This is a genomic window from Flavobacterium sp. (assembly GCF_027533505.1).
Lineage (GTDB): Bacteria > Bacteroidota > Bacteroidia > Flavobacteriales > Flavobacteriaceae > Flavobacterium.
Genome location: NZ_JAPZUB010000049.1, coordinates 24,789 through 44,705, shown reverse-complemented (window position 1 = coordinate 44,705; position 19,917 = coordinate 24,789). Strand labels below are relative to the sequence as shown.

Annotated in this window: 16 protein-coding genes; 3 read left to right on the top strand and 13 right to left on the bottom strand. The window is 42.9% G+C overall.

The genetic code is table 11. The annotated features are described in order from the left end of the window. Nucleotides 1-411 precede the first annotated feature (411 nt). From O9316_RS10705 to recR, 8 genes are all read right to left on the bottom strand, one after another. Nucleotides 412-1,437 carry an NAD-dependent epimerase gene (locus O9316_RS10705; protein ID WP_298204843.1) on the bottom strand — a complete coding sequence of 342 codons (1,026 nt, stop codon included), beginning with the start codon at nucleotides 1,435-1,437 and terminating at the stop codon, nucleotides 412-414. A gap of 12 nt (nucleotides 1,438-1,449) precedes the next feature. Further along, a complete protein-coding gene (rfbB, locus tag O9316_RS10700) occupies nucleotides 1,450-2,496 on the bottom strand; it encodes a dTDP-glucose 4,6-dehydratase (RefSeq protein WP_298204844.1) in 1,047 nt (348 codons plus the stop codon). A 3-nt stretch (nucleotides 2,497-2,499) separates the two neighbouring features. Next, on the bottom strand, nucleotides 2,500-3,777 hold the full coding sequence (locus tag O9316_RS10695) for a nucleotide sugar dehydrogenase (RefSeq protein WP_298204845.1): 1,278 nt from the start codon (nucleotides 3,775-3,777) through the stop codon (nucleotides 2,500-2,502). A gap of 10 nt (nucleotides 3,778-3,787) precedes the next feature. Next, a complete protein-coding gene (locus O9316_RS10690; protein ID WP_298204846.1) occupies nucleotides 3,788-5,179 on the bottom strand; it encodes a UDP-glucose 6-dehydrogenase in 1,392 nt (463 codons plus the stop codon). 6 nt (nucleotides 5,180-5,185) lie between these two features. Beyond that, nucleotides 5,186-6,154, bottom strand: coding sequence for an SDR family oxidoreductase (locus O9316_RS10685; protein WP_298204847.1), 969 nt, complete (start codon nucleotides 6,152-6,154; stop codon nucleotides 5,186-5,188). Nucleotides 6,155-6,166: 12 nt separating this feature from the next. Next, a complete protein-coding gene (locus O9316_RS10680; RefSeq protein ID WP_298204848.1) occupies nucleotides 6,167-8,632 on the bottom strand; it encodes a polysaccharide biosynthesis tyrosine autokinase in 2,466 nt (821 codons plus the stop codon). A 10-nt stretch (nucleotides 8,633-8,642) separates the two neighbouring features. Beyond that, nucleotides 8,643-9,437, bottom strand: coding sequence for a polysaccharide biosynthesis/export family protein (locus O9316_RS10675; protein ID WP_298204849.1), 795 nt, complete (start codon nucleotides 9,435-9,437; stop codon nucleotides 8,643-8,645). Between the two features lie 67 nt (nucleotides 9,438-9,504). After that, nucleotides 9,505-10,125 carry a recombination mediator RecR gene (recR, locus tag O9316_RS10670; RefSeq protein WP_298204850.1) on the bottom strand — a complete coding sequence of 207 codons (621 nt, stop codon included), beginning with the start codon at nucleotides 10,123-10,125 and terminating at the stop codon, nucleotides 9,505-9,507. A 69-nt stretch (nucleotides 10,126-10,194) separates the two neighbouring features. On the opposite strand from recR, the gene O9316_RS10665 reads away from it, so the two are divergent. Beyond that, complete coding sequence (locus tag O9316_RS10665) at nucleotides 10,195-11,694, top strand: sodium:solute symporter (RefSeq protein ID WP_298204851.1); 1,500 nt, start codon at nucleotides 10,195-10,197, stop codon at nucleotides 11,692-11,694. Here O9316_RS10665 and O9316_RS10660 read toward each other — a convergent pair. After that, on the bottom strand, nucleotides 11,691-12,047 hold the full coding sequence (locus O9316_RS10660; RefSeq protein WP_298204852.1) for a CoA-binding protein: 357 nt from the start codon (nucleotides 12,045-12,047) through the stop codon (nucleotides 11,691-11,693). The two genes, O9316_RS10665 and O9316_RS10660, sit on opposite strands and share 4 nt — an antisense overlap. Nucleotides 12,048-12,109: 62 nt before the next feature. On the opposite strand from O9316_RS10660, the gene O9316_RS10655 reads away from it, so the two are divergent. Continuing rightward, nucleotides 12,110-12,730 carry a MarC family NAAT transporter gene (locus O9316_RS10655; RefSeq protein WP_297514423.1) on the top strand — a complete coding sequence of 207 codons (621 nt, stop codon included), beginning with the start codon at nucleotides 12,110-12,112 and terminating at the stop codon, nucleotides 12,728-12,730. A gap of 102 nt (nucleotides 12,731-12,832) precedes the next feature. Further along, the gene (locus tag O9316_RS10650; protein WP_298204853.1) at nucleotides 12,833-13,363 is read left to right on the top strand and encodes a chromophore lyase CpcT/CpeT; all 531 of its coding nucleotides are present in this window, start codon (nucleotides 12,833-12,835) and stop codon (nucleotides 13,361-13,363) included. A 55-nt stretch (nucleotides 13,364-13,418) separates the two neighbouring features. Here the strand turns inward: O9316_RS10650 and ctlX are convergent, their stop codons facing one another. The 4 genes from ctlX to O9316_RS10630 form a co-directional block, all read right to left on the bottom strand. Beyond that, complete coding sequence (gene ctlX / locus O9316_RS10645) at nucleotides 13,419-14,354, bottom strand: citrulline utilization hydrolase CtlX (protein WP_298204854.1); 936 nt, start codon at nucleotides 14,352-14,354, stop codon at nucleotides 13,419-13,421. 143 nt (nucleotides 14,355-14,497) lie between these two features. Next, nucleotides 14,498-15,412 (bottom strand): dimethylarginine dimethylaminohydrolase family protein, encoded by a 915-nt coding sequence (locus tag O9316_RS10640; protein ID WP_298204855.1) that lies wholly within the window; start codon nucleotides 15,410-15,412, stop codon nucleotides 14,498-14,500. A 78-nt stretch (nucleotides 15,413-15,490) separates the two neighbouring features. Continuing rightward, entirely contained in the window at nucleotides 15,491-17,467 is a 1,977-nt protein-coding gene (locus O9316_RS10635) for a 3-coathanger stack domain-containing protein (RefSeq protein WP_298204856.1), read from the bottom strand. A 1-nt stretch (nucleotide 17,468) separates the two neighbouring features. Continuing rightward, nucleotides 17,469-19,892 (bottom strand): hypothetical protein, encoded by a 2,424-nt coding sequence (locus tag O9316_RS10630; RefSeq protein WP_298347185.1) that lies wholly within the window; start codon nucleotides 19,890-19,892, stop codon nucleotides 17,469-17,471. Nucleotides 19,893-19,917 lie beyond the last annotated feature (25 nt).

The window sequence follows — 19,917 nt, the reverse complement described above, 5'->3', positions numbered from 1 at the left end:
TTATTTTGCCTAACATATTGCCACTATTTTATACTCAAATATACCATTTTTGGCAATAATTATCATCTATTTCTAGCTAAATTTTATTGTAATAAAATAACAATCAGACAGTTATTTGTTTTTTAAGGGATGACTAATTACTAGTCACTAATCACTAGTCACTAATCACTAGTCACTAATCACTAGTCACTAGTCACTAATCACTAGTCACTAATCACTAGCCACTAGTCACTAATCACTAGTCACTCTAAAGTCTAACGTCCAACGACTCCCCTCCGTCAAGACAAAAAGTAAAAAATCCAAGAAAAGCAGGATCTCAATACCATTCCAAAAAATCAAAAATCAACAATCAACAATCGTCAATCGTTAATCAAAATCCCCCCTTTGGGGGCTAGGGGACTAGGGGGCTCACTACTCACCCACCCTATAATACGCCTTATACCAATCCACAAAAGCTTTTACCCCTTTGTCCAAGTCGGTATGGGGTTGATAATGAAAATCGCGTTGTAATTCAGAAACATCGGCCCAGGTTTGCGCAACGTCACCGGGCTGCATAGGAAGCCAGTTTTTTTGCGCTGTAATTCCTGTATGCCGTTCGATAGCTTCAATAAAATCCAACAAACGAACGGGCTTGTTATTGCCAATATTATACAACCCATACGGTTTCGTGTAGGTGCCCGAAGCTAAGGCGGCTACAATGGCCTCCATGCCTTGGGTAATATCGTCAACGTAGGTAAAATCACGCGATAAGTCGCCATGATTGAAAACGTCTATTGGTTTTTGATTAAAAATGGCCTCTGTAAACAAAAACAAAGCCATATCGGGACGACCCCAAGGACCATACACCGTAAAGAAACGCAAACCTACAGTGGTAATGCCAAACAAATGACTGTACGTATGCGCCATTAACTCATTGGATTTCTTGGTGGCCGCATACAAACTTATCGGATGATCCACCGTATCGTTTACAGAAAATGGAACGTGTTCGTTGAGGCCATACACACTTGAACTACTCGCATAAATCAGTTTTTTTACCTGATGGTGGCGACAACATTCCAACACATTTAAAAAACCTGTTACATTACTGTCCAAATACGTAAATGGCTTTTCCAAACTATACCGAACGCCCGCTTGTGCTGCAAGATTACAAACGAGGTCAAAGGAAAATTGACCAAACAACGCGTCCATACCGCTTCGGTCTTCCAAATCGAGTAATACGAATTGAAACCGACCACCATAAGTAGTACTTTCTACAGGTACACCCGTTTGAAATACAGTGGACGTTATCCCCAAAACAGCCAAGCGATCTTTCTTTAAGGAAACCGGATAATACGGATTCAAATTATCCATACCCACTACGGTGTACCCTTTTTTTAATAAGAGTTCACAAAAATGGAATCCAATAAATCCCGCTGCTCCAGTGACCAATATGCGCATGACTCGTTTGAATTATTGATATTGTTTTTCGTAATATTCGCGGTAAGCCCCCGAAGTAACATTCTGCAACCATTGGGTGTTTTGTAAGTACCAATCAACGGTTTGCTCCAATCCTTCTTCAAAAGTGACCGAGGGCGACCACCCCAATTCGCGATTAATTTTATGAGCATCAATGGCATAACGCAAATCATGTCCAGGACGGTCTTTCACAAAGGTAATAAGCCCCTCCGAAGTCCCAACGTCACGTCCCAATTTACGATCCATTATTTGACATAACAAACGCACTAAGTCGATATTTTGCCATTCATTAAATCCACCAATATTATAGGTTTCATGATTTTTCCCTTCATGGAATACCAAATCAATGGCAATCGCATGGTCGATAACATACAACCAATCTCGCGTATATTTTCCATCCCCATAAATCGGCAGTGGTTTTTCTTGAATTATATTGTGAATGCACAGTGGAATCAATTTCTCAGGGAAATGATTGGGTCCGTAATTATTAGAACAATTGGTTAACACATAGGGTAATCCATAGGTTTCTCCATAAGCGCGTACAAAATGATCTGAGCTCGCTTTGGACGCTGAATAGGGAGAGTTTGGGTCATAGGGAGTTTCTTCAGTAAACAAACCCGTAGCCCCCAAGGTTCCATAGACCTCATCGGTTGAAATATGGTAGAAACGCTTGCCTTCAAACTGCCCTTGCCAAGCGGTTTTAGCCGCATTCAACAAATTCATAGTTCCCAAAACATTGGTACGCACAAAAGCCAATGGATCAGTAATCGAACGATCAACATGTGACTCCGCGGCCAAATGGATAACCCCCTCAAAAGCGTGCGTTTTAAAAAGAGAATCGATAAAATGGGCGTCAGTGATATCGCCTTTAACAAACGTATAATTGGGAAGTTTTTCTACATCGGCGATATTCTCTAAGTTCCCTGCATAAGTGAGGGCATCCAAATTGAAAATATGATAATTGGGGTAACGGGTCACCATGCGGCGCACCACATGCGAACCTATAAACCCGGCTCCTCCGGTAATTAATATTTTTTTCATACGTTATAATTTTCCGTCCACCGCATAGGGAAGAACGCCTTTAACATCATAAACTATTGACTTGGAATTTCGCAATCCCGCTAAATCCAGTTGTAAAAACTCTTGATGCGCCACACCCAACACAACAGCATCAAAAGTAGCTTGAGGTAGGGTGTTGGTCGTTGTCAAACCGTATTCATGCTTCACCTCCTCGGGATTGGCCCAAGGATCATAAATAGTTACCTGAATTCCGTAATCGGTTAAGGCATGCACCACATCAACAATCTTGGTATTTCGCACATCGGGACAGTTTTCTTTGAACGTTATTCCCAAAAGCAAAAGCGACGAATGATCGACCGAAATTCCTTTTTTAATCATCAATTTAATAATTCGCGACGCCACATATTCCCCCATACTATCATTCAAACGGCGTCCCGCCAAGATAATTTCAGGATGATACCCTGTCTCTTGGGCTTTTTGCGCCAAATAATACGGATCGACGCCTATACAATGTCCCCCAACCAAACCCGGCTTAAAAGGCAAAAAGTTCCATTTTGTTCCCGCAGCAGCCAAAACCGCATGCGTATCGATATCCAGTAAGTTAAAAATCTTGGCCAACTCATTGACAAAAGCAATATTAATATCGCGCTGCGCATTCTCAATTACTTTGGCCGCCTCAGCCACTTTAATGCATGGCGCTAAATGGGTACCTGCGGTGATGACAGAACGGTACAAAGCATCCACTTTTTGTCCAATTTCGGGAGTTGAACCTGAAGTGATTTTCAAGATTTTTTCAACGGTATGTTCCTTATCCCCAGGATTGATCCGCTCGGGGGAGTAGCCTGCAAAAAAATCTACATTGAACTTCAAACCACTCACCCGCTCTAAAACGGGTACGCACTCTTCTTCGGTTAATCCGGGATATACGGTTGATTCATAGACTACAATATCGCCTTTTTTCAACACCTTCCCTACCGTTTCACTTGATTTGTACAAGGGTGTTAAATCGGGGCGGTTGTTTTTATCGACTGGAGTTGGAACGGTTATGATGTAATAATTACAATCGCGAATGGCCTCCAAATCAGAAGCACACAACAACCCCTGGGCCTCCGTATGCTTCGATACCAATACCTGCTGAAGCAAGTCGGAGGACACTTCCAAGGTATTATCCTGCCCCGCATTCAATTCGGCAACCCGTTGCTGATTAATATCAAAACCTACAACGGGATACTTTGTGGCAAACAAACGCGCCAAAGGCAATCCCACATACCCCAATCCGATAACTGCTATTTTTATATCCATAGTGTTTGTATCACGAACCTATTCCTTGATAATGGAAGCCTATCGCGCGCATTGCCTCGGCATCTAATATATTCCGCCCATCAAAAATGAAGGCGGGTTTCAACATGGAATCGTAAATTTTTTGCCAATCATAGGCTTTAAATTCATCCCACTCGGTCATAATTGCAATCGCATGCGCCCCTTGACACGCTGTATAGGGATCGGCAAATGAAGTTACCAAACTGGCATTGGAAGCCGCATCACGGGTCTCCAAATAATTCAAATCCGAGAGCACTTGAGGGTGTTCCACTTTGGGATCATAAACCGCAATTTGTGCTTGTTCTTGCATCAAGGCATCGGCGACATAAATGGCCGCTGACTCACGGGTATCGTTGGTATCTTTTTTAAACGCCCATCCCAAAAAGGCAATCTTTTTTCCCGAAATGGTATTGTATAACGTACTTACGATATTGCGTGCGAAACGATTTTTCTGGTGGTCATTCAATTGAATTACTTGCTCCCAATAATCGGCAACTTCCTGCAATCCATAGGATTTGGCGATGTACACTAAATTCAAAATATCTTTTTGAAAACACGACCCTCCAAATCCAACAGAAGCTTTCAAAAACTTCGATCCAATGCGGCTGTCCATCCCGATAGCACGGGCTACTTCATTGACATTGGCTCCCGTTTTCTCACACAATTCTGAAATAGCATTAATCGACGAGACGCGTTGTGCCAAAAAGGCATTGGCCGTTAATTTCGACAACTCCGACGACCATACATTGGTGGTTAAAACACGCTCTTTGGGAACCCAATTGGCATAAATATCAACTAAAGATTGGATAGCATGCTGTCCTGCTTCGTCGGTTCCTCCTCCAATCAATACGCGATCGGGAGACAATAAATCTTCTACAGCCGTTCCTTCCGCCAAAAACTCGGGGTTGGATAGAATTTGATACTGAACTCCGTTTCCGGTATTGTCCAAAATACTTTTCAACGCTTCTGCGGTACGAACCGGTAAGGTTGATTTTTCAACGACAATTTTATCGGTAGTCGCCACGCGTGCAATTTGTCGGGCACACAATTCGATATATTTCAAATCGGCGGCCATTCCTTTACCCGTTCCATACGTTTTGGTAGGCGTATTGACCGATATGAAGATCATTTGTGCTTCATCAATAGCTTTATCTACTTCGGTTGAGAAAAATAAATTCTTCCCACGAGATTCCGCAACGATCGCACTCAATCCAGGTTCATACACCGGAATATTTTCAACATTATCATCATTCCAACGGGCAATACGTTCGGCATTTAAATCGACAACCGTCACTTTAATGTGGGGACATTTATTGGCAATGACCGCCATGGTGGGGCCGCCTACATAACCCGCTCCGATACAACAGATATGCGTAATTTTCATATGTATTTATCTTAAATTATCCCAATACCAAGCCACTGCTTCTTCTAAGCCGGCCGCAAAGTTGTATTGGGGTTGATAGCCTAATAATTTTTGCGCTTTGGCAATACTCGCTTTAGAATGCGGAATATCACCCACGCGCTGGGGTCCGTAAACGATAGGAACTTCAGCAATAGAAGCATCGTAACGGGATAAATATTTTTTGAGCAAATGCACCATTTCATTGAGCGAAATTTGATCACCGACCGCAGTATTATATACGGTATTCAGGGCTTCCGGTTGCGTTGCAGTCAATGCCAAAGCATTCATTTGAATCACATTATCAATATACGTAAAATCACGAGAATACGTTCCGTCACCATTGATCACCGGGGATTGTTTTTGCATCAATAATTTTACAAATTTAGGAATCACTGCCGCATAAGCTCCATCCGGATCCTGTCGGCGCCCAAATACATTGAAATAACGTAATCCAATGGTTTCCAACCCATAGGTGGAGGAAAAAATGGAGGCATACAATTCGTTAACGTACTTGGTTATCGCATAGGGCGACAAGGGCTTTCCTATCACCTCTTCCACTTTGGGTAAAGAAGCCGAATCCCCATAGGTCGACGAACTCGCGGCATACACAAAACGTTTCACCCCCGCATCGCGAGAGGCCACCAGCATATTCAAAAAACCAGACACATTCACTTCATTGGAGGTAATCGGGTCGTTAATTGAACGGGGAACCGAACCCAAAGCCGCTTGGTGAAGGACAAAAGTGGCTCCTTTTACCACACGATGACAGGTTGCTAAATCCCGAATATCCCCCTCGTAAAAAGTGAAGTTAGCATGGGAAAGAAACGGTTCTATATTGCGTCGATGTCCCGTTGCAAAGTTATCCAAACCCACCACGTGAAAACCTTGCTCCAAAAAGTGAGCGGTTAAATTGGAACCGATAAATCCGGCCGCACCGGTAATGACGAGGGTTTGCATAAATTTGATGCGTTATTTTTTACGCTTAAAAAGGGTTTCTTTTATTTTCTCAAATAGATTTTTGGGACGGTCATCTTCGTGATAGCCATTTGCATAATTTCCATAGCCGTAGCCATAGCCGTAGCCATAGCCGTAGCCTGTACCGTAACGTGCTTTGTTCTCAAAACCATTCAACACAATACTTACATTCGACAATTCATCCCGTTGCACACGGGTATTGATGAGTTGTACCATTTCTTTTTTGGTAAAATTCTGACGCATGATGTATAAGGTCACATCGGCAAAAGGAGCCAATTCAATAGCATCGGTCACCAAACCGACGGGAGGAGTATCCAAAATTACATAATCGTAACGACGCTTCAACTCATCCATAAACTCCCGCATCGTTTCTCCCATAATCAACTCTGAGGGATTCGGTGGAATGGGACCTGAAGTGATCACATCCAAATATGGAATTTTGGTGTTTTGAATGATTTCGTCCATGGCGTTTTGACCAATCAAATAGTTGACGACACCGATTTTATTTTTTAAGTTGAAATCATCAAAAATTTTAGGCTTACGCAAATCCAATCCAACTATAACTGTTTTCTTCTCACTGATAGCAAATACAGTAGCGATATTAATAGAACAGAATGTTTTTCCTTCCCCCGAAACGGAAGAGGTCAACATGAGGGTTTTACTTCCCTCCTTCTTCTGTTTTTTATACAAAAATTGAAGCGAAGAACGCAGTGCCCTAAAGGATTCCGAGAGGGCCGATTTGGGTTTTTCAAAAACGGCTAAATTCGAAGAGGTGTATTTCACCCCAATCACTCCAATTAATGGAATAGTGGTCAATGCACTAATATCTTCCGCATTTTGAATGGAATTATTGATAAAGAAAATCAAGAACACCACCAATAACGGAATCAGTAGTCCCGCAAAAATAGCAATTACATAGTTCACTCCCGTGCGCGGCCCAATCAATCCACCTCCAATGTCTTTGGCGGGATCAATAAACTCCACATCCGATAAATTGGCAGCTTTTACAATTTGGGCTTCATTGCGTTTTTGTAAATACGCATCGATAACACTGTTGCTTAGATTGAACTTGCGGGTAATTCGTAAATAATCTTGACTGTCCTCGGGGAGGCTTTCAATTTTGTTTTCTGACTCTCGGATTTTACGGTTTACTTGAGCCGCTTCATATTGAATAGCCGATTTAGCCGCCACAATATTTTCTAATAAAACCCGCTTTACGGCAGAAATTTCATTGTCAATATTGTTGTACATCAGCGCACTTTTCACCGAGTACGTCATCTCCGAACGGCGCACCGATAAATCAATGAGTTGCGCTACATTTTTAATTATATTGGGATCGTCAATACCCGCAACAGAAGGCGCAGGCAATTTGGAATAATCATTACTGTTGCGCAAATAATTGTTCAACACATTGTAGTAGTTGATCTTACGGTCAATTCCGTCTTTTATCAAATCTAAATCCTGAATTTGCGCTTGGTAAGTCTCCCCGCGTTTTTCTATCTCAACAACGTTACGACCCTTGCTAAAATCCTTTAAATCGTTGTTGGCCGACTTTAAATTTTCCTCCATCAAAGCCAAGGTAGTGTCAATGTACTTGATGGTGTTTTCAGCAAACAAGTTTTTGCTTTCTAATTGTTTCTTTTTCAACATTTGAACACTTTCGTTCAAATAATCAACAATACGGGCCTTATTGGTTCCTTGTAGTGAAATACGAATAATCGATCCCGCTTTTTCATCAATAACCACACGAACATTTCGGTACATACTGACGACATTATCAAACGAATTCATCCGAATGATAAATTTCTGCCCGGTATAATTTCCAGGCATCCCTTTGATGTCCAAAGTCCAATTGAGAAAAGGCAATCGCAACGGTTGTCCCACCTTGCAGCGCTTACGAAAATCGCCCGAGCGTACCGCCTGAGTGTCAATAATGTTCGTATTGTAATTAATTACGGGCACCGAATTGGATTTCACAGCAATACTGATTTCGTAGTCGGTTGGAGACACAAAATGTATTTCAACAGGAATCCCTAAAAGTTGGTTTTTGGTTTTATCCAATTTCACCTCAAAAGGAGCGGAACCGTACACATCTTTTTGATAGTATTTATCTTCTTGAAGATAGTCGATATAAAAACCGAGTTTATCCACTACCAATTCATTGTGCGAACGCGATTTCAAAGTACTCGCAATACGTTGCACCTGATCGGAAGTACCGCCCCAATTGAAAATTAAGTTGGTATTACTCATAAACAGCGGATTCTCTTGCTCTTTAACGGCTAAAGTAGCCTCCAAGGAGTAGATTTTCTGTTTACGAATATTGATTTGATGTGCCACAAATAAGGCAAAACCCAAACCAAATAAAAACCACTTCCAATAACTTCCTGTTTTAATCAGGAAAGCTTTGAAATCGAAGCTATTTTGTTTTTCAAAAAAGGAAAAATCTTTGATATCAAGCATGGAACGTCGTTTAATTGCGTAATAACAGCGTGAGCGTCAACAACATGGAAGCCGCAGTAATCATAACCGTCAATGTCTCGCGACCCGTACCTCCAAATCCCCATGATTTTTGTTTCAAAGGTTTGACGTAAATATAATCGTTGGGTTGCAAGTAAAAAGCCGGAGAATGAATTGCTGCCGCATCGGTCAAATCGATACTGAACGTCTCCAATCCATGGGGAAACTGACGAATCACCTTCACCTCTTTTCGGTCACCCGTCATCGTAATATCGCCCGAATTGGCCAAAGCTTCCAACACATTCACACGGTCTTGGTACAACACCTTCGAACCCGGATTGTTCACCTCACCATTGACTGTGTAACGGAATCCCGCAAGTTTTACATTGACAAACAGTTGGGCTTCTTTTTTAAAATAATCCGCTAACAATTGGGCCTCGATTTTGGCGCGTGCCTCCTCTACAGTGTATCCTAATACATTCACCTCTCCCAAAATTGGAATACGAATGTTTCCATGATCGTCTACGGTGTATCCATTAAAATAAAGCGTTTCCACGGTTTGACCCGCTTGATTTTGAGGAGACGTATTAAAAATTTCCAATAAACGCTCGTCCACCAACGCTTTGATTTGCACCGAAACAACATCATTGACCTGCAATCGGTAAGGCTTATTGCTTGGAGTAACTGCTTGCCCAGCGGAGGTAGTCGTATTTTTTTTATCTTGAAGGTATATGAGATCCTGTGTAGGAACACAAGCGGTAACAAGGAATAACAATACTATGGAAAACGACAGTATTTTGGTTTTCATCTACTTTGTTTTAGCCAACAAAGATAGTTTTTCAATCGTAAAATCAAAAGACTCGATGGGGAAATCTCTAATTATTTTTGAGGGAATTTTCAAAAGGAATGCGGTGTAAAATACTGCGTCCCAGCGTCACTTCATCGGCATATTCCAACTCATCACCTACGGCAATTCCACGGGCAATAGTCGACGTTTTTACCCCAGTATCTTGAATTTGTTTATAAATGTAAAAGTTGGTGGTATCGCCTTCCATCGTTGAACTTAACGCAAAAATGACTTCGTCAATGGGGGTTGTCTTCACTTTCTCAACCAATGAAGCAATGTGCAACTGACTCGGACCGACCCCATCAATGGGCGAAATTTTACCGCCCAACACATGGTAAATTCCTTTGTACTGCTGCGTATTTTCAATGGCCATAACATCGCGTACATCTTCAACAACACAGATCACGCGGTGGTTGCGGGTAGGGTTACTGCAAATCGAACACACCTCAACATCCGAAAGGGTATGGCAACTCGAACAAAACTTCATCTGCTCCCGCATTTGGGTCAAAGCCTCGGTCAAAAAACGGGTTTGCTCTTGGGGTTGTCGCAACAAATGCAGTACCAATCGCAACGCCGTTCGCTTCCCTATCCCAGGCAATTGTGCCATTTCATTGACGGCTTGCTCCAATAACTTTGATGAAAATTCCATACCACAAAAGTACATAATTTGAAAAAGGCATCAATATTTTTGTATTTTTCGCTTTTTAAAAATTACCGCATGAGCCCAACCCTCATTCTTTCCATCATCCTGGTGTATTTTGGATTGTTATTATTTATCGCCTTCCGCATTGGTAAAAAAAGCAGCGATAACGACACTTTTTTTAAAGCCAACAAAAATTCCAAATGGTACCTTGTTGCCTTCGGAATGATCGGAACAGCGCTCTCGGGTGTGACCTTTATTTCGGTTCCGGGCGCCGTAGGAAATCCTGAAAATCAGTTTTCGTACTTTCAATTTGTACTCGGCAATGCCCTCGGATTTATCCTCATTGCTACGGTGCTTCTCCCGCTGTATTACCGCATGAATCTTACCTCTATTTACAGTTATATCGAACAGCGTTTGGGGGTGGTCAGTTACAAAACAGCGGCCAGTATTTTTTTAATTAGCCGTACCATCGGATCAGCGTTTCGACTGTATTTGGTGGTTTTGGTGTTGCAACGCTATGTGTTTGATGCCTTCCAGGTGCCTTTTGCCGCCACGGTTTTAATCTCTTTAGGGTTGATTTTTGCGTATACCTATCGCGGGGGACTCAAAACCATCATCATCACCGATACGTTGCAAACATTTTTCTTGGTTACTTCGGTGTTTCTTACCATCTATTTCATTTGCAGTAGCCTCAATTACAGTCCCACCCAAGCCTTTGAAGCCGTAAAAAACAGCAGCTATTCGCAAATCTTTTTTTATGAAGATTACCTAAAAGGCCATTTTTTCTGGAAACAACTCCTTGGAGGAATCTTTGTTACTATTGCGATGGTCGGTTTGGATCAGGACTTAATGCAGAAAAACTTGAGCTGTGCCACTATCCAAGAAGCCCAAAAAAACATGTTTACGTTTACGGGAATTTTTGTACTCATCAATTTGTTTTTCTTGAGTGTAGGGGCTTTATTGTATCTGTATGCGGCGCAAAACCAAATTGCCATTCCCACCGTTAATGGTGTACCTCGAACCGATTTACTCTTTCCAGAAATTGCTTTTCATCACTTAGAAATCATTCCCGCCATCACTTTTCTGTTGGGCTTAACGGCGGCAACTTTTGCTACCACCGACAGTGCCTTAACGGCATTAACCACCTCTTTCTGTGTCGATTTCCTTCACATGGACAAGGTCGAAAACCAACATTCCCCTCAAAAACAGGTTCGTATTCGACACCAAGTACATCTCGGCTTTTCATTCCTGATGTTTTTAGTGATTGTCCTATTCAATATTCTCAATGACGAATCGGTAGTCAAAATGATTTTTAAAGTGGCCAGTTACACCTACGGTCCGCTTTTAGGACTCTATGGTTTTGGATTGTTTATGAAAACAAAAACGGTCAACGATCGCTGGGTGCCTGTCGTTTGCATCCTCGCTCCCATGGTGTGTTGGGTAATGACTACCTATGCCAACGATCTTTTTGGCGCGTACCAGTTTGACAACGAACTCATCATTGTCAATGGTTTACTGACGTTTGTAGGTTTGCTTTTTATCAGTAAACCTGCCGTGGGGCAAACCCGATTTTAATAGTGATGCATAGCCAACAACACCAACGTACAGGCCACTTCGATGTGAATTCCATGCGAAGTCAAAAGGGCATAAAACGCTGGATTTTCGGTTCCCGGATTGAAGATCACCCGTCGGGGACGCAACCCAATGATATAATCGTAATACCCCTGTTGGTGTGTGGGATTTATGTATAATGTAACGGTATCAACATCGGCCAGTTCGGGCAACCCTTCCTGAATTAGAATGCCGTCGACCTCAGTGGCTTTACGACCAATAGCGACCACTTCATGCTGGTGCTTTTGCAAACGGATTAACGCTTGGTAACTGTACCGTTCGGGGTTGTCAGAAGCGCCTAAGACTAAGGTTTTCATAGGTAACGATTATTTTACCCAACAAAAACACAACGAAACCCCCAATCCCCTACCTTTGCAACATGAACGATTTTATCTTTCTTTTAGCGGCCTTGTTTTCGGTGTTAAATCCTATTGGCACGGTGCCCATTTTTGTGGCGCTTACGCAAGATTATTCCAAAGCCGAACGCTCAAAAGTTTCCCTCTGGACTGCAATTAATGTTTGCTTAATATTGGTCATCTCCTATTTTATAGGGCAATATGTGCTCACTTTTTTTGGCATTACGATTCCCGCATTGCGCATCGCTGGGGGCATCATCATTGCCAGTTCAGGGTTTGGACTTTTGAACGGGAAATTCAGTCGCAACAAAGGGTTGGACAAAAAAGCCGAAGAGGAAGCACAACAACGCGACAACATCGCCCTTACGCCCCTTGCGATGCCCATGTTGGCAGGGCCCGGTTCTATTTCCCTTCTCATTGCCTATTACCAAGAACACAATAGTACGCGAGAAATTATTTTCTCAACGATTGCCATTTTTGCAGTGGCAGTATTGATTTTTCTCATTCTTCGAAGTGCGCATTATTTGGCTAAATACCTGGGCGCTTCTGGAATTGTAGCAATTTCTCGTATTGTGGGATTCTTAACCATTGCGATTGGTATCCAATACATTATTAATGCCGTTACCAGTATTTTAAAAATCTAAACTACTCTACGCATGCGATACGTTTTTTTTACTTTTTGTATTTCCCTTTTTTTATGGGGATGCAAATCTGCACAAACGTCAAAAAATACCGATAGTTCGGCAATGAAAGAATTAGTCACCCTCATGCAAGGCCACTACAGCTCTGAAAAACAAGCCAGCCAAGACAAAGACTATTTCAATATCTCCTTACGGATGACCCCCATTTGGAAATCCAAAGGCCATTACCTTTTTGTGGAACAAGCCTTATTTGACAAACAAAACCAACCCTATCGGGTACGCATTTACAAATTAACGCAACAAGGCGATCAATTCATCAGCACGATTTATACGCTTAAAGACGAAAAAAAATGGATAGGTAAATGGGCAACTCCCGAAGCGTATGACCAACTCACAGAAGCTGATATCGAAATAAAAGACGGCTGTGAAGTAATTTTAAAACGCACCCGCAAAAATACGTTCGAAGGCGCTACGGGGGATAAAACCTGTCCCAGTGAACTCCGCGGCGCACGTTGGGCCAATTCCAAAGTAACGGTTACCCATAACAGCATTCTGTCTTGGGACCAAGGATTTGATAAAGACGGCAAACAAGTATGGGGCGCCACCAAAGGCGGCTATGAATTCATCAAATTGTAATAAAAAAATCCCAAGCACCTAAAGCGTTTGGGATTTCTTGTAAAATTACGTTTGATTATCGCTTCGGTAAAAATACCTCTGCCATCATGCATCGGGCACTTCCTCCCCCACAAGCTTCAATGGTATCTAAACTCGAATGTAAAATAGTGACGTGCTGTTCGATTTGGGCAATTTGCTTCTTCGTCAGCGCTTGGTAAGCCGACGAGCTCATCACCAAATAGCGTTTCCCCTCCGATCCTTTCACTTCCAACATATTCCCCGCAAAATTATTGACCTGCTCTTCGGTAATCAAAATAATGTCTTTCTCATCGCTACGCAAGGAATCCAAAACCATTTTACGCTCTTTTTTATCGTCAATACAGTCGGCGCAAATCACCGCAAACGTATCGCCAATACACATCATTACATTGGTGTGGTAAATGAGTTTTCGTTCTCCATCCACGGTTTGAAACGCTTCAAAAATAACAGGCGTATACTCAAAATCCTCACAAAATTCAATCATCAGCTCCTCATCTGCACGGGGCGATAAGGCACAATAGGCTTTGCCGTTTTGTCGGTCAAGCAACAAACTACCCGTACCTTCCAGAAAGATATTGTCCTCTTCGGCTGAGGTATAATCCATAATGTCATTGACCACAAAACCTTTGTCCTCTAGTAAATCCAAAATATCTTCTCGCCGTTCAGCCCGACGGTTTTCGGCAAACATGGGGTACAACACCACATCGCCCGTTTCGTGAAACGAAATCCAGTTGTTCGGAAAAATACTGTCGGGGGTATTGGGCTCCAACGTATCGTCAACCACCGTAACATCAACCCCCACAAGGCGCAGTTTTTGCACAAAAGCATCAAACTCCTGCTGTGCTTTCGCATTGACCGTTTCGGGCGATAAGCCGTCCAAAACTTTTTGATAATAATTGTTGACCGCGGTCTGTTCGTTCATTCGAAACGCCACCGGACGGATCATTAAAATAGCATTTGTCGTTTGATTCATAGCTTCAGTCTAAAGGTTTCCCCAATTCATAATTCATAACTCATAATTCATAACTCATAACTTTTTGAGCGTGCCCTCTGGGCCGGGCTATCCGCGGTGCACGGCACCTAGCTCCTATCCCTCACGCGGCAGTGCTCCGAAAATCAATCCCGGATTAAAGGAAGTGTCGAACAACGCAACAACCCTTCTTGCTTGGCAATTTCGGCATAGGGAACTTCCTCTACTGTAAAGCCCTTGCTGCGCAACCAAGTGTTTAAACGGGTAAAATTGCGCTCGGAAACCACCACGTCTTCGGCAATCGAAAACACATTCGAATTCATATGGTACATTTCATCGCGGGTAATGTGGAATAGATTTTCTTTTCCAAACAAATTCAAGAGAAAAACATAATCGGCTTCTTCCCGAAAACCACTCTTGTAAATGATGCCTTTGTCTTTTCCCACAGGCTGAAAACAACAATCCAAATGCAAGGCATTGTCGCGGGCTTCCAATTTGGATTTGACCAAATCAAATTCTTTGACAATCTTATTTGGAAACAAACTTTGGATATAAGCCACCCCTTCCATATTGGTTCGAGCCGTAATGTAATCTTTATAATCCGAGCCTTTGTAGGTGCCAATAAAAATATAGTCGTTCCAAGGCATCACGTCACCGCCTTCGATGTGAACCTCTTCGGGGGGGCGTTGCACTTTTGCAGGATTGATTTGATCAATGATGTACTGAATCGCTTCCAATTCCCGTTCCCGATCGGGAAGAATATTGGCTTTGATAAACGTATCTTCGATAACAAATCCGATGTCCCGCGAAAAAATTTGATTGTAATTCTCGATAATTTCTGGACGAAAAACCTGCACATCGTATTTTTTAAACACGTCATGAAAAGCTTCCATTTCGCGAACCATATCGGCTTCAATCGGATAGGTTCCCGCCAAAATGTGTTCCAGTGACTTCGGATCATAAGCTTCTTCGGCCGTCGGCGTGGGTCCGTTACTCACCGCGGTCCCCAACACTACTGCACGTAACCGCGAAGTCTCGTTGGTGATATGTAATGGTAGCATAAAGTTTGTTGTTGGCTTTCTACAAATATAAAAAAGCTCCGCCGATTGACGAAGCTTTTCTACTATTGTGAACAAGTTTTAATTTTTCACCAATTTCTCCGCAATGACGGTTCCATCGGTAAGCACGATACTCACCATGTAAATGCCATTGGGATAGGCTTGCACATCCAAACGATGGCGTTGGGAAGCGCTAATTGTTTGTGCCGTCAGGATTTTTCCTTCGATGGTAGTGATTTGAATTTGGGTAAATTCACCTTCATCAACGGCAATTTCTACCCAAGATTGCGCCGGATTGGGCACCAAAGTGAAACCATTGCCTATACGAATGAGATGAATCTCTTCGGGAATTACATCCAGAGGAACCTCACGATCGGAAGGCACAGCCAAAGGAGTATCTCGATATAAGAAGTTTCCGGAACAACCCTCGGGATAAGCCGCGAAATGAGCTCCCGAAACCGCTTCAAAACCCGGAAGTAATTCGACAAAATTACCCGCATGGTACACGACACCATTGCCTACGCCATTATTCCCTTGTTGTATAACATTGGAGGCTCGAATCCAATCGGAACGCTCTTTCCGTTTTTCAGAAGGCGGCGCATTGTTACTGGTATCATCGGCGGGAGAAACTAAAGTAAGTACGGGCAAACAACAATTCTCAAACGTTACATCGGGACCAATAGCTGCCGATTCATCGCGTATGGTAAACTGAAAAGTTCCCGCAGGACAGGTGACATTGAAGGTAGCGACTACATCAAATTCAAAATCTCCTTGTGGATTGGCACCAAAGATGTTCGACGGGAGATCAAAACAAAATGTAGTGGACGTGAGTTGTGTGGGAGCATTAATTGTACCAATAATCGTATTCCCTTGCAACACATGAAGTACCAACGAACTTAGTGTGGCATTAATCGGCGGACTGTAGGTCCCACAAACTTGTACAGGAGTTGCTGGCGTAATCGACGGACAATTCAATTGAATCGGGTCAATATTTAGTGCTCCCAATTGCGGCGTAGCACACGTAAATCCACACACATTATCGATATAAACGGTACCAAAATGCGCCGAGGGTTGGCAATCACTTACCGACAACTCCAAAATTCCGGGTTGCCCAACTAATTCCCCCACATTCAAGCGAGCACATACCCACCCTGTGTATAGGATACGACGACGTGAACTCAAGTTGATACGACTGAACAAGCAGTTGTTGGGATTGGCAATAATACAAAACTCATCGACAATGTTTCCATTGACGTCTTTTACCCGAGCTCTAAAATAAGGCTGAATTTCTTGCTCATGATCGGGACGGTTGTCCATCACCAAAGAGAAATTAAAATCTAATGTTGCCTCATTGATCACCGGAAAGTAGCGAGAAACCGTAGCTAAATCAGAGGAGCCCATACCGCCCGTATTATTCAATTTAATACAGCGTGTCCCGCCGTTTGGCGCTAAAGTTGGCACATTTACCCCAAAACTCGCTAATACCGGATCAAACTGCTGGTAATTGGGTGCATTGCTATCAATTAAGGTTGCACGCGAGCCAAAATTATTGGTTGTGGCAGTAAGCACATTGGTTGTCGTTAATGCAGTGGGTGTGGCACACGATTGAAAAAAAGCGGTTCCTGATTGGGGTTGGGGACGTAAATCGGCCCAAAAAGTATAGCCTGCGGTTCCGTTTTCAAAATCACCATTGACACAAGTTTGCTCCTCCGAAACGGGTAACGTCCCGGCGCGATAATACTGTGTTTTTTCAGGAAATTTAGTAAAAAAGAGTTTTCGCAATTCGTTGCGTTTAGCCGCAATAATGGCTTTTTCTACTTCTTCATCGGTAAAATCCTCATGCTCACGAAGCTCTTCAATGAGTGTGGCCGAGGCTACTTTTGACAGTCGGTATTTGTGAAAGTTGGATTCGATAAATTGCTCCACTTCACGCTCAACGCTGGCAGCCACTGTTATTCTTCGCTGTTCCTCGTCCAAGAATTCCTGAACTTGTGCCTGTCCCCATGAAATATTTAGCAACAGGGCACTCATCCCGAGGAGATAGTGTACCTTGTTCATCTTATTTCATTTTTTGGATCAAAAGCGCTAATTGTGCTTTTAACTGATTGATTTCTTTTTGTTGCTGTGTTAGCGTAGCTTGTTGTGCTTGAATCGTTTTATTTTGATCGATTACATACAGCGTCAATTCTTCAATTTTTTCCATGTGTTTGGCTTGCATAGCAGCTACATCCAATCCCTCTTTGGCCAAAGTTTCAGCAGACGCCACACCGGGTAAATGTTTGTTTTTTTGAATAAAGGCTTCCACTTCGTTCAAAGGCATTAAACGGTAGTCATCGGCAAAAACATAATCCGCCCAATTGGCTGTACTTCGTAAGGCTACTTTCACTTTTTCTGTCAAAATACCTCCTTCAACATACAAGCGATAATTTCCTGTACTGGTGGGATAGGTCGCCGTATTTCCGATGTAAATTTTTCCATTATTTCCACTGCCGGTTGAGTTAAACCAAATGTTGCGGTTATTCATCGTCACCACGCGATTCAATCCCGTAGTGGTGGCTTGATTTATACTACCGTTGGCTGAGTATAAACTTGTATCATTTGCATTGATTACAAAGGGGGTTGCTGCCGTTCCATTGCCAGTTACGGTAACATTGGTTCCCGCTGTGATTTGAGTGGTCGGCAATGTAATGTTGTTTCCATTGGAAATGGACAACACATTACCATTTAATGCTAAGGTCTGCGCATCCGTATCAACAGGGAGCGTAAACGAACCGCCGCCGTTGGAAAGTGTTATTGTATTTCCATTTTGCGTTAAGGTTTGCAACTCATTGGTAGCATTCGAATCGCCATCGACGGGTAAGGTAATCGAATTTCCATTAGAAATCGAGAGCACCTGACCGTTTAACGCTAAGGTTTGTCCATCCGTATCTGTATCAACAGGCAGCGTAAACGACCCCCCTCCGTTGGAAAGTGTTATTGTATTTCCGTTTTGCGTTAAGGTTTGCAACTCATTGGTCGCATTCGAATCGCCATCGACGGGTAAGGTAACCGAATTTCCATTAGAAATCGAAAGCACCTGACCGTTTAACGCTAAGGTTTGTCCATCTGTATCTGTATCAACAGGGAGCGTGAACGAACCGCCGCCGTTGGAAAGCGTTATTGTATTCCCATTTTGTGTCAACGTTTGCAACTCATTGGTCGCATTCGAATCGCCATCGACGGGTAAGGTAACCGAATTTCCATTAGAAATCGAGAGCACCTGACCGTTTAACGCTAAGGTTTGTCCATCCGTGTCAATGTAAGCTGGAATGGGTAACGTCACAGGCGCGCTTGGAACACCATTAATAATTGTGACCAACTGGTTGCCTTCGTTGATTACGGTAGCCACCGAATTGATGATAGGCGTCGAAGTAGTTACTCCATTGACATTACTTTGCAACGTATTTTGAGTGGATTGCAATTGATTAGAAATTGTAAACGAAGGAATGCGTTCCAATACGACATCACCTGCTGCATTAACGGTTAAAAATTTATCGCTAAAGGTGGTATTCGTAGGCACAAAAGCACTGGTAAGATTGGTAAAACGCAACCCAGAAGCTCCGGGAGTTCCTTGTGCAATTTCCAAACGATTTCCTGGAGTAGCAGTTCCAAATCCCACACGGCCCTCAACTAAAAGTCCGTTGGTAGGGGCTGTAAATCCAGCGGTAGGGGTTGGCCAACTTCGCGAGGTATAATTGCGGCCAATGACAACGCCCCCATTGACATCCAAACGGTTGTTGGGAATCACGTTGTTTCCTAAACCCAAACCGACATTACCTGTAGCTGAAACAAATATGCGTTGGTTACCCGCCCCATCAGCAAAAATCATACTTCGATCGAGATTATTTCCAGCAATAATGGGTGTGGTAGGATCAGTAGAAACCGTTACACGACCTAGGAAGACGTTATTATCGCCCGTAAGTAAATTTACTGCGGTTTCGTTTCCTATGAAAATATTTCCGTTACCAGAGGTCATGTGTCGTGGGGTCATACTCCCCAACGCTACATTTCCACTTCCATACGTACTAAAAAGACTCCCAAATCCAACAGCTGTATTATTAGAACCCGGATTAATAACATTTCCCATACTTCGGTGACCAATAGCGACATTCCGATTGCCTGTGAAATTGTTTTCTAAGGCCCGCGTACCGATAGCCACGTTGAGCTCTCCTGTATCATTGTTGGCTAGGGCTCCATTACCAAAACCACAATTGAAGCTTCCTTTGGATAGGGTTAAGACGTTGTTTCCGAATCCAGCGTTACTTTGACCGCCGTTGTTGGTAAGTGTAAAAAAACCAAAACCGGCATTGTAGCTTCCAACATTGTTGGTTCCGGTTTGTTGTCCTTGAAACGTGTTGTTTAAAGGAGGCGTCTGTGCGAAGAACATAAAAGGGGTGCCGAGGGCAAGGCACGCCCACCATGAGGTAATTCTTTTCGTTTCCATAGGCATTAGTTTGAAGTGGGGTAGG

Excerpts from the sequence above, each read along its gene's own strand:
- O9316_RS10690 (WP_298204846.1), bottom strand. The coding sequence starts at position 5,179 with ATGAAAATTACGCATATCTGTTGTATCGGAGCGGGTTATGTAGGCGGC.
- O9316_RS10685 (WP_298204847.1), bottom strand. The coding sequence starts at position 6,154 with ATGCAAACCCTCGTCATTACCGGTGCGGCCGGATTTATCGGTTCCAAT.
- O9316_RS10660 (WP_298204852.1), bottom strand. The coding sequence starts at position 12,047 with ATGAAAACCTTAGTCTTAGGCGCTTCTGACAACCCCGAACGGTACAGT.
- O9316_RS10705 (WP_298204843.1), bottom strand. The coding sequence starts at position 1,437 with ATGCGCATATTGGTCACTGGAGCAGCGGGATTTATTGGATTCCATTTT.
- O9316_RS10630 (WP_298347185.1), bottom strand. The coding sequence starts at position 19,892 with ATGGAAACGAAAAGAATTACCTCATGGTGGGCGTGCCTTGCCCTCGGC.
- ctlX (WP_298204854.1), bottom strand. The coding sequence starts at position 14,354 with ATGAATCAAACGACAAATGCTATTTTAATGATCCGTCCGGTGGCGTTT.
- O9316_RS10680 (WP_298204848.1), bottom strand. The coding sequence starts at position 8,632 with ATGCTTGATATCAAAGATTTTTCCTTTTTTGAAAAACAAAATAGCTTC.
- O9316_RS10640 (WP_298204855.1), bottom strand. The coding sequence starts at position 15,412 with ATGCTACCATTACATATCACCAACGAGACTTCGCGGTTACGTGCAGTA.
- O9316_RS10650 (WP_298204853.1), top strand. The coding sequence starts at position 12,833 with ATGAAAGAATTAGTCACCCTCATGCAAGGCCACTACAGCTCTGAAAAA.
- recR (WP_298204850.1), bottom strand. The coding sequence starts at position 10,125 with ATGGAATTTTCATCAAAGTTATTGGAGCAAGCCGTCAATGAAATGGCA.
- O9316_RS10655 (WP_297514423.1), top strand. The coding sequence starts at position 12,110 with ATGAACGATTTTATCTTTCTTTTAGCGGCCTTGTTTTCGGTGTTAAAT.
- O9316_RS10695 (WP_298204845.1), bottom strand. The coding sequence starts at position 3,777 with ATGGATATAAAAATAGCAGTTATCGGATTGGGGTATGTGGGATTGCCT.
- O9316_RS10675 (WP_298204849.1), bottom strand. The coding sequence starts at position 9,437 with ATGAAAACCAAAATACTGTCGTTTTCCATAGTATTGTTATTCCTTGTT.
- rfbB (WP_298204844.1), bottom strand. The coding sequence starts at position 2,496 with ATGAAAAAAATATTAATTACCGGAGGAGCCGGGTTTATAGGTTCGCAT.
- O9316_RS10665 (WP_298204851.1), top strand. The coding sequence starts at position 10,195 with ATGAGCCCAACCCTCATTCTTTCCATCATCCTGGTGTATTTTGGATTG.
- O9316_RS10635 (WP_298204856.1), bottom strand. The coding sequence starts at position 17,467 with ATGAACAAGGTACACTATCTCCTCGGGATGAGTGCCCTGTTGCTAAAT.